This window comes from Rhodopseudomonas boonkerdii, from assembly GCF_021184025.1.
GTDB classification, from domain to species: Bacteria; Pseudomonadota; Alphaproteobacteria; order Rhizobiales; family Xanthobacteraceae; genus Tardiphaga; species Tardiphaga boonkerdii.
Genome location: NZ_CP036537.1, coordinates 742,991 through 756,289, shown reverse-complemented (window position 1 = coordinate 756,289; position 13,299 = coordinate 742,991). Strand labels below are relative to the sequence as shown.

The following is a 13,299-nucleotide window of genomic DNA, read 5'->3' as shown; positions in this document are numbered from 1 at the left end:
AGGAACGACGGCGGTTGTTACGGTCCCGGCTCTGCGGAGCAACGCTGCGCGTTGCGCCGCGTCCGGGACACGGGTCGCTGATACACAAAAACGCTCCTCACCCATGCCCTGCGCCGCCCAATTAGGGGCTGGCGCAGGGGTCCTTCGCCCGCTAAGCCGGATGCAAAGGACAAAAAGACGATGACAGACGCCAGCGCCAAGCCTTCTGAAGCGAAGCCAGCAGACGACCTCCGTTATCCCATCGAAAGCCATCCGGGCCCTGATCAGGTCGTCGATATCGCCCCCGGCATCAAATGGATCCGGCTCGATCTGCCGTTCCGCCTCAACCACGTGAACATCTATCTGCTTGCCGATGGCGACGGCTGGGCCATGGTCGACACCGGCTTCGGCAATGACGCCACCATTGCTGCATGGACGAAACTGTTCGACGGGCCGCTCAAAGGCATCGCCATCAGCAAGGTGATCGTCACCCATGCACATCCCGACCATGTCGGCCAGGCCGGCTGGATCGTGCAGCGCTTCGGCTGTCCCTTCTACATGTCGCAGGTCGAATATCTGCAGGGCGTCTATCATCAGAACCGCCGCACCGAGGAACGTCTGGTCAATATGCGCCAGTTCTTCCGGCGCCATGGCATGGATGCCGATATCACCGAGCAGTTGCTCGGCCGCGGCCAGGACTATCTCAAGCGCACCGTGCCGCTGCCCGCCGCCTATCGGCGGCTCAGCCATGGCGATACCCTCACGATTGGCGTGCGCAATTTCCAGATCATCACCGGTGCTGGCCATTCGCCCGATCAGGTCACGCTCTACAGCGCCGCCGACAATATCTATCTTTCCGCCGATCAGGTGCTGAGCAAGATCTCGCCCAACGTCAGCGTCTGGGCCCATGAGCCCGATGAGAATTCGCTGGGCGCCTATCTGACATCGCTCGATGCCATCGCAACCGCGCTGCCCGATGATGCGCTGGTGCTGCCGGGTCATGGCGTGCCGTTCTACGGCCTCAAGATCAGGATCAGGCAGCTCGCCGAGCATCACGAGGAACGCTGTCAGATGATCGCGGATGCCTGTCGCACCGGGGCCAAGACGTCAGCGCAGCTCGTGCCGGTCGTGTTTCACAAGCACAAGCTGGACGCTCACCAGACCGGCTTCGCCGCCGGCGAATTGATCGCCCATGTCAACTATATGCTCGCGGAGGGCCGGCTGAGCCAGGAACTGTGCAGCGACGGCTTGCTGCGGTTTAGCGCGATCTAGTCTGGTCACCGAACTCTCATGTCCCGGACGCGGTGCGGTATCCTAGCCGGGACCGCACGAAGCTCCGGCGTTCGTTACGATCCCGATTCTGCAAAGCAACACCGCGCATTGCATCGCGTCCGGGACATCGGGAAGGAGAGCGAGCAACCGTTGGGCAATTTGCCCAATTGCGCCTCGACAGTCCGTCTGGAAAGGCTCTAAAACGGAGCTTGAGCTGGGTTTCGGGTTCCGTTTTGGGTGTTTTTCCGATGGATTACAGCAAGTTCTTCAGCGATGCGCTCTCCCGTCTCCATGACGAGCGCCGCTATCGTGTCTTCGCCGATCTTGAACGTATCGCCGGCCGGTTCCCGCACGCGGTCTGGCACACGCCCAAAGGCCCGCGCAACGTCGTCATCTGGTGCTCCAACGACTATCTCGGCATGGGCCAGCACCCGAAAGTGGTCGGCGCCATGGTCGAGACCGCGACCCGCGTCGGCACCGGTGCCGGCGGCACCCGCAACATCGCCGGCACCCATCATCCGCTGGTGCAGCTCGAGGAAGAGCTCGCGGATCTCCATGGCAAGGAAGCATCGCTGCTTTTCACCTCGGGCTATGTCTCGAACCAGACCGGCATCTCCACGCTTGCCAAGCTGATGCCGAACTGCCTCATTCTCTCGGACGCGCTGAACCACAATTCGATGATCGAAGGCATCCGCCAGTCCGGCTGCGAGCGCATCGTGTTCCGCCATAACGATGTCGCCCATCTCGAGGAACTGCTGAAGGCCGCCGATCCCGACAGGCCGAAACTCATCGCCTGCGAGAGCCTGTATTCGATGGATGGCGACGTGGCGCCGCTGGCTGCGATCTGCGATCTCGCCGAGCGCTACAACGCCATGACCTATGTGGACGAGGTTCACGCCGTCGGCATGTATGGCCCGCGCGGCGGCGGCATCGCCGAGCGCGATGGCGTCATGCATCGCATCGACGTGCTCGAAGGCACGCTCGCCAAGGCCTATGGCTGCCTCGGTGGCTATATCGCGGCCAGCCGCGACATCGTCGATGCCGTGCGCTCCTATGCGCCGGGCTTTATCTTCACGACAGCGCTGCCGCCGGCGATCTGCTCCGCCGCGACCGCTGCCATCAAGCACCTCAAGACGTCGAGCTGGGAGCGCGAACGCCACCAGGACCGCGCCGCGCGCCTGAAGGCCGTGCTCACTGCTGCCGGCATTCCGGTGATGTCAACCGACACCCATATCGTGCCGGTCTTCGTCGGCGATGCAGAACTGTGCAAGAAGGCCAGCGATCTCTTACTGGAAGACCACGGCATCTACATCCAGCCGATCAACTATCCCACCGTCGCCAAGGGTGAAGAGCGCCTGCGCATCACCCCGTCGCCCTACCATGACGACGTGCTGATCGATCATCTGGCAGAAGCGCTGCTGCAGGTCTGGGACCAGCTCGGCATGCCGCTGCGCGCCAAGGCACTGGCGGCGGAGTAAGTCTCCGCCTTGTAGCCCGGATGGAGCGCAGCGAAATCCGGGGGCCGGCGATATGCCGATGCTCTGATTCCCGGATTGCGCTGCGCTCCATCCGGGCTACGATCACCGCATCAACAGGAAGCTCCCCCTTGGACATCATCTGGAAAGGCATTCTCGGCGGCCTGCTCACGGCGCTGATCGCCTTTCTGTCCAAGCGCGGCAACACGCTGCCGGGCATCCTGCCGCTGTTCCCGACCTTCGCCATCATCGCGCTCGCCATCGTCGGCGCCAAGGGCGAGGCCTCCGGCTTTCGCGAGGCCTGCGTTGCCGGCGCCAAGACCATTCCGGCCTATCTCGCCTTTCTCGGCGTTTGCTACCTGACCATCGGATCGATGGACTACCGTCTCGCGATTGCGGCCGGCATCGCAGCGTGGCTGATAGTGATCATGATCAGCTTTTATGCGCTGCCGTAGGGCGGATAAGCCGAAGGCGTAATCCGCCGCGGCGTTTCAGCTGTCACCTCGGCCGGCGGATTGCGCTTCGCTCATCCGCCCTACGACTGTGCGCCGTCTCAGCCGTTATCGAACTGTCATCCAACCGCCCTACGCGATGCTTTTCGGATCGAGACCCATGACCGACACGCCCAAGAACACGCCCAAGGCCCCCAAGCTCGCGAAAACCTTCATCCATCCCACCGTCACCTCACGCGAGGTCACGATCGGCGCCTGCTGCGAGATCCTCGACAACACCCATGTCGAATATACCTCGCTCGGCGACTACAGCTATCTCGGCCCCAATTGCACGGTGGCCGATGCGCGGGTCGGAAAGTTCTGCGCCATCGCCGCCTCGGTGCGCATCGGCGCACCCAACCATCCGATGGACCGCCCGTCGCTGCACCGCTTCACCTATTGTCCCGAATATTACAGCGCCGACGCCACGCGCGACGCCGGCTTCTTCGCCAACTGGCGCGATGACGTCGTCACCATCGGCAACGACGTCTGGATCGGACATGGCGCCATCGTCCTTCCGGGCGTGAGCGTGGGTGATGGAGCCGTGCTCGCGGCCGGCGCAGTGGTGAGCCGCGACGTCGCCCCCTACAGCATCGTCGGCGGTGTCCCGGCAAAGCTCATCCGCCCGCGCTTCCCGGCGGAGATCGCCACCCGCCTCGCCCGCATCGCATGGTGGAACTGGCCGTTCGAGACCATCATCGAAAGGCTGGGCGACTTCCAGAACGCCGATATCGAGGCGTTCTGCGAGAAATGGGACCGGTAATCGTAATGACGCACGGACACCTCTCGCCGGAGGGGAGGTGAAGCAAGCGCCCCATAAACCCTCCCGCCAAATGCCTGTCGCCCCGCTCCCCGCAACGCGCTAGTTTCCAATTCCCACGGAGCTTTACGCATGCTGCACGACTGGGGCGTGATCGCCGCCGCCCTTCTCTATATCGGGTTCCTGTTTTGCGTCGCCTCCTATGGCGACCGGCTCGGCCTGTTCGAGCGCGGCTTCGCGGGCAGGATGATCTATCCGCTCTCGCTGGCGATCTACTGCACCTCATGGACGTTCTTCGGTTCGGTCGGCGTCGCCAGTCGCACCAGCGTGGAATTCATCGCCATCTATATCGGCCCGGTCCTGCTGTTCGTCTTCGGCGCGCCTCTGCTGCGTAAGGTGATCGGTCTCGCCAAATCGCAGAACATCACCTCCATCGCCGATTTCATCGCCGCCCGCTACGGCAAGAGCCAGGCGGTGGCTGCCACCGTCGCCGTGATCGCCATCATCGGTTCGGTGCCCTATATCGCGCTGCAACTCAAAGCCGTCGCTTCCTCGCTGGAGACCATCCTCGGCGACGACAAGGCCATCGCCGGCATCCCCATCGTCGGCGACATGGCGCTGGTGGTGACACTCGCCATGGCCGTGTTCGCCGTGCTGTTCGGCACGAGGCAGGCCAACGCCACCGAGCACCAGCACGGCCTGATGCTCGCCGTCGCAACCGAATCCATTATCAAGCTGGTGGTCTTCATCGCGGCCGGCGCCTTCGTCACTTTCGTGATGTTCTCGCCGCACGAGCTCTATGAGCGCGCGATGAAGACACCGGAGGCGTTGCGCGCCATCGAATATGCGCCATCGACCGGCAACTTCCTGACCATGGTGCTGCTGTCGTTCTGTGCCATCATGCTGCTACCGCGCCAGTTTCATGTCAGCGTGGTGGAGAATGCCGGCGATGCCGGCGTTGCCCGCGCGCGCTGGATGTTTCCACTCTATCTCGTCGCGATCAACCTGTTCGTGATCCCGATCGCACTGGCCGGCCTTGTCACCTTTCCGTTCGGCGCCATCGACAGCGACATGTATGTGCTGGCGCTGCCCATCGAGGCCGGTTCGCACGCCCTCAGCATGGCCGTCTTCATCGGCGGCCTCTCGGCGGCCACCGCCATGGTGATCGTCGAATGCGTCGCGCTGGCGATCATGGTGTCGAACGACATCCTGCTGCCGCTGGCGCTTCGCCGCCGCGCCACACCGCCGAACAGCGAAACCGACTACGGCAACTTCCTGCTCCGCACGCGCCGTTTCTCCATCTTCGCCATCATGGTGATGGCCTATTTCTATTTCCGCGCCCTCGGCAACACCCAGCTCGCCGCCATCGGCCTGCTCTCTTTCGCCGCCATCGCACAATTCGCGCCGGCTTTTTTCGGCGGCCTGCTGTGGCGCCGCGCCACCGCCCGCGGCGCCATGGGCGGCATGGTCGTCGGCTTCATCGTCTGGGCCTATACGCTGTTCATCCCGAGCTTCCTCGACACCACAACCGCCGGCGTGCTGTTCCTGCAGCACGGTCCGTTCGGCATCGAGGCGCTGCGGCCGCAGGATCTGTTCGGCTCGGATCTTCCGCCGCTGCTGCACGGCACGTTATGGAGCCTGTCGCTCAACATTCTCGCCTACATCGTGCTGTCGCTGATGCGCGCGCCGTCCTCCATCGAGCGCTTGCAGGCCGATACTTTCGTCCCCAACGCACTGACGCCGATCACACCGTCATTCCGGCGCTGGCGCACTGCGGTCACCGTGCAGGACATCCAGAATACGGTGACCCAGTATATTGGCGAGACCCGCGCCCGCGAATCGTTCGATGCTTTCGCGACCCGTCGCCGCGTCGATCTCGATCCGGCCGCGCCTGCCGATTTCGAACTGCTGAAACATGCCGAGTACCTGATCGCTTCCTCGATCGGCGCCGCATCGTCGCGCGTGGTCATGTCGCTGCTGCTGCGCAAGCGGACCGTGTCGGCGAAAGCTGCTCTCAAGCTGCTCGACGATTCCCATGCGGCGCTGCATTTCAATCGCGAAATCCTGCAGACCGCGCTCAATCATGTGCGCCAGGGCATCGTGGTCTTCAATCCCGACCTGCAGCTGATCGTCTCCAACCAGCACTTCGGCGAGCTTCTCGGTTTGCCGCCGCAGATCGTGCAGATCGGCATTCCCCTGCGGGAAATCCTCGAATTCATCGACATCCATAGCGCGCCACCTTCCGGCGACTACGAAGCCAGGCTGCAGACGCGCCTGAAGGCCTACACCACCGAGGGCATGCCCTATCTCGAACGGCTGAAGGATCGCCATCTCGTCATCGAGGTGCGCGCCAACAAGATGCCGGACGGCGGCCTGGTGCTCACCTTCACCGACGTCACGCCGAGCTTCGAAGCCGCCGAGGCGCTGGAACGGGCCAACGCCACGCTGGAGAAGCGTGTGCGCGAGCGCACGGAGGAACTGACACGCCTGAACAGCGAGCTCGCACGCGCCAAGAGCAACGCCGAAGAGGCAAACATTTCCAAGACCCGTTTCCTCGCCGCCGCCGGCCACGACATCCTGCAGCCGCTGAATGCGGCACGCCTCTATGTCACCAGCCTTGTCGAACGCAAGCGTGGCGGCGAAGACGCACGCCTGGTCGAGAACATCGACGAATCGCTGGAAGCGATTGAGGAAATCCTCGGCGCGCTGCTCGATATCTCACGTCTCGATGCGGGCGCGATGACGCCTGCGATTTCCTCGTTCCGCATTGGCGACCTGATGCGCTCGCTGGAGATCGAATATGCGCCGATCGCGCGGGCAAAAGGCATCGAGCTGCGCTTCGTGCCGTGCTCGCTTCCCGTCGAATCCGATCGTTTGCTGCTGCGCCGCCTGCTGCAGAACCTGATTTCCAACGCCATCAAGTATACGCCGAAGGGCCGCGTGCTGGTCGGCTGTCACCGTCGCGGCTCGGCACTGCGGATCGGCATCTACGATACCGGCGTTGGCATTCCTATTCTCAAGCGCGGCGAGATTTTCAAAGAATTCCATCGATTGGAACAGGGCGCCCGCATCGCACGCGGTCTCGGCCTCGGTCTGTCCATCGTCAAGCGTCTCGCCCATGTGCTCAATCATGGCATCGCGCTGGATTCGAACCGCAGCGGCGGCTCGCTCTTCTCGGTCACGGTGCCCATCGCGCAGGCGATCAATCATACCGCCATGGTGACGACCTCAACGCCGCTGGCGAAAGCGCCGATGTCCGGCACACTGATCGTCTGCATCGAGAACGATCCGGCGATCCTCGACGGCATGAAGACGCTGCTGCAGGCCTGGGGATCGGACGTGATCGCCGTGCCCGATCCCGAAGCGGCGATGGAAGCGATCGCCGAAATCCAGGCGTCAGGCCGCCGCCTCACCGGCGTTCTGGTCGATTATCACCTCGACCGCGGCAACGGCATCGCCGCCATCCGCGCCATCCGCAGCCGTTTTGGCAAGGACATCCCGGCGATCCTGATCACCGCCGATCGCAGCCCGCATGTCCGCTCGGCCGCGCGGCACGACAGGATTGCCGTGCAGAACAAGCCGGTGAAGCCGGCAAGCTTGCGGGCACTGATCGGGCAATGGCGAAACCAGCAGATGGTGGCGGCGGAGTAGGCGCCCCGCAAAATCCTACGACGCCACGTCCTGCTTCCACGGACCGCCGGCGATTTTCGCTGCGGCGATCACGGCCTGCGTGCGACTTTCCACGCCGAGCTTCTGCAGGATCGCGGAGACATGCGCCTTGATGGTCGCCTCGGACACGCCGAGCTCATAGGCGATCTGTTTGTTGAGCAATCCTTCGGACAGCATCATCAGCACGCGCACCTGCTGCGGCGTCAGCGTCACCAGACGATCGCGCAGCTTCGACATTTCCGGATCGGCTGCAGCAGACATGTCGACATCCGGCGGAACCCAGACATCGCCGTCCATGACTTTCGTGATCGCGTCATGCAGCGTATCGACGCCGAACCGCTTCGGAATGAAACCGGAGGCGCCAAAATCCAGCGATTGCCGGATCGTGCCGACATCGTCGCTCGCCGACACGATCACCACCGGAATCGCCGGATACTGCGCGCGCAGATAGATCAGCCCGGAAAAGCCGGAAATGCCCGGCATCGACAGATCGAGCAGGACCAGATCGACATCCGAATCCTCTTCCAGAAGCTTGGCGAGGTCTTCGAAAGTTCCCGTCTCCTCGATGGTTGTGGTCGGGAGCACGCTGCTGACCGCCTGCCGCAACGCACCGCGGAACAGCGGATGGTCGTCGGCAATGATGAGACGTGTGGGAGCGAGTACCGTCATCAAGATCCGTCACTTCAGCAGCCGCCTTAGAGGCCGCCATGGTAGGCAGCCAAACCAAAAGCGCATTGAGGGTTGCAATGTCACCCGGTCGCACATCCCATGCAAGCATACAATGCTGCCACGCGGTAAAATGGTGAATGGAGTTGTGCATCGCAAAATCCTCCCCTTCGCCGTCCCTCGCCCGCGACGTCGCATGGACAGCTCCGGGGGGAACGCCGAAAGTCGAAGGTCTAAAGTCGTATTGGGTCGGATTTCCGCGCAATGTTAGCGTGCATTCCGGCGCTCCCTGCAATGGCTGGCGTAGTTCAGCGCAGCGAGCGAGACGGTCGGCAAGACCGGCAGCGACAGAGTTGCAGCAACACATTCGGGGAGCGATTCACATATGTCTACCATGGCAGCTACATCCGCGAAGTCCGCGGGGATGACGAAGGACGAACGCTTCGTCATCTTCGCCTCCTCTCTCGGCACCGTTTTCGAATGGTATGACTTCTACTTGTTCGGCTCGCTCGCCGGCGTCATCGGCGCCCAGTTCTTCGGCGTCATCGATCCCGCCACCGGCCAGCCGATGTTCAACCAGGCGACCCGCGACATTTTCGCGCTGCTCGCTTTCGCCGCCGGCTTCATCGTTCGTCCGTTCGGCGCCATCGTGTTTGGCCGCGTCGGCGACATCGTCGGCCGCAAATATACCTTCCTCGTGACCATCCTGATCATGGGCCTGTCGACCTTCATCGTCGGCATCCTGCCCAATGCCGCCACCATCGGCATCGCAGCCCCCATCATCCTGATCATCCTGCGTCTCGCTCAGGGCCTGGCGCTTGGCGGCGAATATGGCGGTGCGGCGACTTACGTGGCGGAGCACTCGCCGCCCGGCAAGCGCGGTTACTACACCTCCTTCATTCAAACCACGGCAACGCTCGGCCTGTTCCTGTCGCTGCTGGTGATCCTGTTCACACGCACGATCCTCGGCGAGGCCGAATTCGCCAAGTGGGGCTGGCGCGTTCCGTTCCTGGTCTCGGTGGTGCTGCTCGGCATTTCGGTCTGGATCCGTCTGCGCCTGAACGAATCGCCGGTGTTCCAGAAGATGAAGGACGAGGGCAAGGGCTCCAAGGCCCCGCTCACCGAGGCCTTCGGCAACTGGAGCAATGCCAAGATCGTCCTCATCGCATTGCTCGGCGGCGTGATGGGCCAGGGCGTGGTCTGGTACACCGGCCAGTTCTACGCGCTGTTCTTCATGCAATCGATCCTCAAGGTCGATGGCTACACCGCGAATCTGCTGATCGCATGGTCGCTGCTGCTCGGCACCGGCTTCTTCATCGTGTTCGGCGTCCTGTCCGACAAGATCGGCCGCAAGCCGATCATCCTGGCAGGCTGCCTGATCGCCGCGCTGACCTTCTTCCCGATCTTCCGCATGATCACCACCAACGCCAATCCGGCGCTGGAAAAGGCGATCGAAACCGTGAAGGTCGAGGTCGTGTCGGATCCCGCCCAGTGCGGCGATCTGTTCAATCCGGTCGGCACCCGCGTCTTCAGCAAGCCCTGTGACACGGCTCGTGCCTATCTCGCCTCGTCCTCGGTGAAGTACGCGACCACCGCGGGTCCGGCCGGCTCGCCGGTCAAGGTCGTGGTCAACGGCAAGGATGTTCCCTACGTCGACGCCAAGACCTCGAATCCGCAGGTGCTCGCAGCGGTGCAGGCGGCAGGTTATCCGAAGGCGGGTGACGCGCAGATCGTGAAGATGTCGCATCCGTTCGACATCTTCCGTCCGCAGGTCGCAGCAGTGATCGGCCTCTTGTTCGTCCTGGTGCTGTTCGTCACCATGGTGTACGGCCCGATCGCGGCCATGCTGGTCGAACTGTTCCCGACCAAGATCCGCTACACCTCGATGTCGTTGCCGTATCACATCGGCAACGGCTGGTTCGGCGGCCTGCTCCCGGCGACGGCCTTCGCCATCGTCGCCTCCACCGGCGATATCTATGCCGGTCTCTGGTATCCGATCATCTTCGCAGCGATCACCGTGGTCGTCGGCGCGATCTTCCTGCCGGAGACCAAGGACGTCGATATCACGCGCTGATCTCGAGCAACGAAAGCAGCGAGGCCGCGGAGCAATCCGCGGCCTTTTTGTTGCCTCTGCCGGAGTGGCTACCCCGCCTTCCCCACGAATTGCAGCACCACCTCCCGGGCATGCGGCCGGGCGCGATGCTCGATGAGATAGATCGCCTGCCAGGTGCCCAGGGCCATCCGCCCGGACAGCACCGGCACATGCAGCGACGTCGCCGTCAGCATGGTCCGCACATGTGCCGGCATGTCGTCCGGCCCCTCGGCATCGTGCGTCCATGGAAACGCCTGCGGCGCCATCCGGTCGAGAACGGTCGTCAGATCCACCAGCACAGACGGATCGGCATTCTCCTGAATCGTCAGCGACGCCGACGTGTGGCGGACGAACAGCGTGAGCGAACCATCGCGCGCGAAAACGTCCGCAAGAAACTTCGCAGCCTCGCGCGTCAGATCGATGAAGCCGGCTCCAACGGTCTGCACGGTCAATGTCGACGTGGCCACCGCATCGGCGGTGACGGACTTGGGCTCACTACGGCTCATCGATGGGGCTGTCATCGTCGCGGCATACCTGATCAGTCGCGCCCGTACGACGCATTCACTGCGGCGACGTCGGCACGATGCACCTCGTCTCCGGCCTCGTCGCGCACCGAGATCGCATAATCCCTGTCGCGCAGCTCAGGCCGGATCTTGTAGATGTCCCGCGCCAGCTTATCGGCGACACGGATCGCGACACCTGTATCACGCAGCACCTGTCCCGCCGTGTCGGGCACCTTCTTGCCATCGATCAGATCGAAGTAATATCGAGGCACCTGAAGCTCCTCTTGATCCTGCAATTCACGGGACATCGCCGCAAACAAAGCGTTCAAATCCTGCCGCCGTAATCGCGCTGCAGCCGTCCCGCCATCTCGACCAACCGCCGCCACGCTTTTTCGATGCTGCTCATCATGCGGTCCATGTCGCGATCGCTTGGCAGCGGAATCTCGATCTTGCGCTCGCTGTCGCGCTGCGGCTTGGGCAACGCGTCCCCACTCTTGCCGGACGCAGCGCCATTCCGTGCTGCAAGCTGCGCCTTGAGCACCTCATTCTCCTTCTGCAGCCGCCCGATTTCCGCATCGAGAGCGGCACGTTCATCAGGCACTACATAACAGGCCCAGCCATTGCCTTTATCCGAGCAGTTAGAGACAATGCCGGTGCGCGTATCGAGACGCACCACGCCATCCTTCACCGCCGACAATGTGTAACGGCCGTTCTCACTGTCAGGCGGCGATTGCGCAGCGGCGCCGTTGATGCCGAGCAGAGAGATTGCACACAAGAGAGGCGCTGAATGTGTCGTTCGCATCATTGCGCTCCCTTGTCTCGCTGTGCCGTGGGGCGGATGAGCTGACGGCCGCCTCATCCGCCAGACGTTCGAGCTTAAGGCTGCTTGAACGCCGCGCGCCCTGACTTCAACGCATCGCCAAGCAAATCGATCCGGTCCTGACCCCAGAACACCTCGCCGTTCAGCACATAGGCCGGCGAGCCGAACACATCGCCCGCCTGCGCATCCTTCTGGTTCTGTTCATAGATCTCCGAGATTTCCGCCGCAGGCGAACGCGCCACCAGCTGCTGGCCGGGCAGCCCAGCCTCATCGGCCAGCCGCGCCAGCACTGCGGGATCGGCGAGATTCTGCTCGCCCTCCCACACCGCCGCATAGGCCTTACGCAGAAAAGCATCCGGATAGAGCCCCGCTTCGACCGCTGCGATCACGACCCCATCGGCGAGGCGGCCGTCGAACGGCCAGTTCTTTGGCTGCAACTTGAAATCCAGCCCGCGCTTTTCGCGCCAGCGTTGCAATTCCAGGAAGCGATAGCGCTGCCGCACCGGGTGCCGTTTGCCAAGCGGCAGACCGCCGGTTTCGGCGAACAATTCGCCCAGGAACACCGGCTTGTAATTCACCTTCAGATGATAGGTCTTTACGAGATCCATGAAGGGTTTGTGGCCGATATAGGCCCAGGGCGAAGGCAGCGAGAAATAGTAATCGATGGATTGCGACATGAAGGCTCCGGCAACGAAAACAATGGTCGTAAGCGTAGCCTGTCGGATAGGTAGAGCCAACGGGTCGCGCGAAGCGCGCCCGATGATAAACTCAGCGAAACTCGTCATGGGATCCGCGCCACCCCACTCCGCCCTCATGGTGAGGAGGCGCGTAGCGCCGTCTCGAACCATGAATGGCCCGGCGCAGAGCGTACAACCATCCCTCGAGACGCGCACAAGGGCGCGCTCCTCGGTATGAGGGACGGAGATTTCTGGATGAGGACGGAGCCTCGCTCTAGATCATGTTGAAAGTCGCTTCCGCGCTGCGTCACCGGCGCACAGCCGGATTCGAATTTCGCCAATAAAATCAAGTGAATCAAAGCACTAAACACCGATCAGCGAATCTTGACTTGGCAGAACACGCTAAGTATGGTCCGCGCGGCTTTCAAAGGGCGACGGGGCGTTATTTTCCGGGAATTGCAGCGTTTTTCGGGTGTCGGAATATGAGTGACGGCACAAAAAAAGACAGCAGCAATCAGGGAACCGGCAGCTTACCCGACCTCGACGAAGCTGCGCTTTCCGCACGACTCGGAAGCCTTAATGAACGACTGTCCAAAACCTTGGGCGATCGCAAATTGCAGGCTGATCAGTCCGACAGTGGAAGCGGAAACGCGCAGGCCAGGGCATCTGCCATGGCCGTGGGTCTCCGCCTCTCTTCGGAATTGGTCGCGGGTGTCGTCGTCGGAACGATCTTGGGCTGGGTCTTCGATCGTTTGCTGTCGACATCGCCGTGGGGGCTGATCGTGTTCATGCTGCTCGGCTTCGTCGCCGGCGTCATGAATGTGATGCGATCGGCCGGCGTCGGGAAGAAGAGTTGATTTTCGTGCGCCTCGCGGCGCAGCAGTCGATTGCCGGG

At 62.6% G+C, this 13,299-nt stretch carries 12 protein-coding genes; 7 read left to right on the top strand and 5 right to left on the bottom strand.

Annotation, left to right across the window (positions count from 1 at the left end; translation table 11 throughout):
• The first annotated feature begins 180 nt into the window (after positions 1–180).
• The 5 genes from E0H22_RS03545 (at position 181) to E0H22_RS03525 (ending at position 7,628) form a co-directional block, all read left to right on the top strand.
• Positions 181–1,251, top strand: a complete 1,071-nt coding sequence (locus E0H22_RS03545) for an MBL fold metallo-hydrolase (RefSeq protein WP_233024366.1) — start codon at positions 181–183, stop codon at positions 1,249–1,251.
• A 248-nt stretch (positions 1,252–1,499) separates the two neighbouring features.
• Complete coding sequence (gene hemA / locus E0H22_RS03540; protein ID WP_233024365.1) at positions 1,500–2,729, top strand: 5-aminolevulinate synthase; 1,230 nt, start codon at positions 1,500–1,502, stop codon at positions 2,727–2,729.
• Positions 2,730–2,857: 128 nt separating this feature from the next.
• Positions 2,858–3,181 carry a GlpM family protein gene (locus tag E0H22_RS03535; RefSeq protein WP_233024364.1) on the top strand — a complete coding sequence of 108 codons (324 nt, stop codon included), beginning with the start codon at positions 2,858–2,860 and terminating at the stop codon, positions 3,179–3,181.
• Positions 3,182–3,338: 157 nt separating this feature from the next.
• A complete protein-coding gene (locus E0H22_RS03530) occupies positions 3,339–3,980 on the top strand; it encodes a DapH/DapD/GlmU-related protein (RefSeq protein ID WP_233024363.1) in 642 nt (213 codons plus the stop codon).
• Positions 3,981–4,109: 129 nt separating this feature from the next.
• Positions 4,110–7,628 carry a PAS domain-containing hybrid sensor histidine kinase/response regulator gene (locus E0H22_RS03525; protein WP_233024362.1) on the top strand — a complete coding sequence of 1,173 codons (3,519 nt, stop codon included), beginning with the start codon at positions 4,110–4,112 and terminating at the stop codon, positions 7,626–7,628.
• A gap of 15 nt (positions 7,629–7,643) precedes the next feature.
• Here E0H22_RS03525 and E0H22_RS03520 read toward each other — a convergent pair whose 3' ends face one another.
• The gene (locus E0H22_RS03520) at positions 7,644–8,315 is read right to left on the bottom strand and encodes a response regulator transcription factor (RefSeq protein ID WP_233024361.1); all 672 of its coding nucleotides are present in this window, start codon (positions 8,313–8,315) and stop codon (positions 7,644–7,646) included.
• A 421-nt stretch (positions 8,316–8,736) separates the two neighbouring features.
• On the opposite strand from E0H22_RS03520, the gene E0H22_RS03515 reads away from it, so the two are divergent.
• The gene (locus tag E0H22_RS03515) at positions 8,737–10,386 is read left to right on the top strand and encodes an MFS transporter (protein ID WP_430715211.1); all 1,650 of its coding nucleotides are present in this window, start codon (positions 8,737–8,739) and stop codon (positions 10,384–10,386) included.
• Positions 10,387–10,454: 68 nt separating this feature from the next.
• Here E0H22_RS03515 and E0H22_RS03510 read toward each other — a convergent pair whose 3' ends face one another.
• The 4 genes from E0H22_RS03510 to E0H22_RS03495 form a co-directional block, all read right to left on the bottom strand.
• Entirely contained in the window at positions 10,455–10,910 is a 456-nt protein-coding gene (locus E0H22_RS03510) for a secondary thiamine-phosphate synthase enzyme YjbQ (RefSeq protein ID WP_430715210.1), read from the bottom strand.
• A 32-nt stretch (positions 10,911–10,942) separates the two neighbouring features.
• Entirely contained in the window at positions 10,943–11,179 is a 237-nt protein-coding gene (locus E0H22_RS03505) for a DUF6894 family protein (RefSeq protein WP_233024358.1), read from the bottom strand.
• A 53-nt stretch (positions 11,180–11,232) separates the two neighbouring features.
• The gene (locus E0H22_RS03500; RefSeq protein ID WP_233024357.1) at positions 11,233–11,709 is read right to left on the bottom strand and encodes a hypothetical protein; all 477 of its coding nucleotides are present in this window, start codon (positions 11,707–11,709) and stop codon (positions 11,233–11,235) included.
• Between the two features lie 74 nt (positions 11,710–11,783).
• Positions 11,784–12,404, bottom strand: a complete 621-nt coding sequence (locus E0H22_RS03495; protein WP_233024356.1) for a 2-hydroxychromene-2-carboxylate isomerase — start codon at positions 12,402–12,404, stop codon at positions 11,784–11,786.
• Positions 12,405–12,886: 482 nt separating this feature from the next.
• Here E0H22_RS03495 and E0H22_RS03490 point away from each other — a divergent pair, with 482 nt between their 5' ends.
• On the top strand, positions 12,887–13,261 hold the full coding sequence (locus tag E0H22_RS03490; RefSeq protein ID WP_233024355.1) for an AtpZ/AtpI family protein: 375 nt from the start codon (positions 12,887–12,889) through the stop codon (positions 13,259–13,261).
• Positions 13,262–13,299 lie beyond the last annotated feature (38 nt).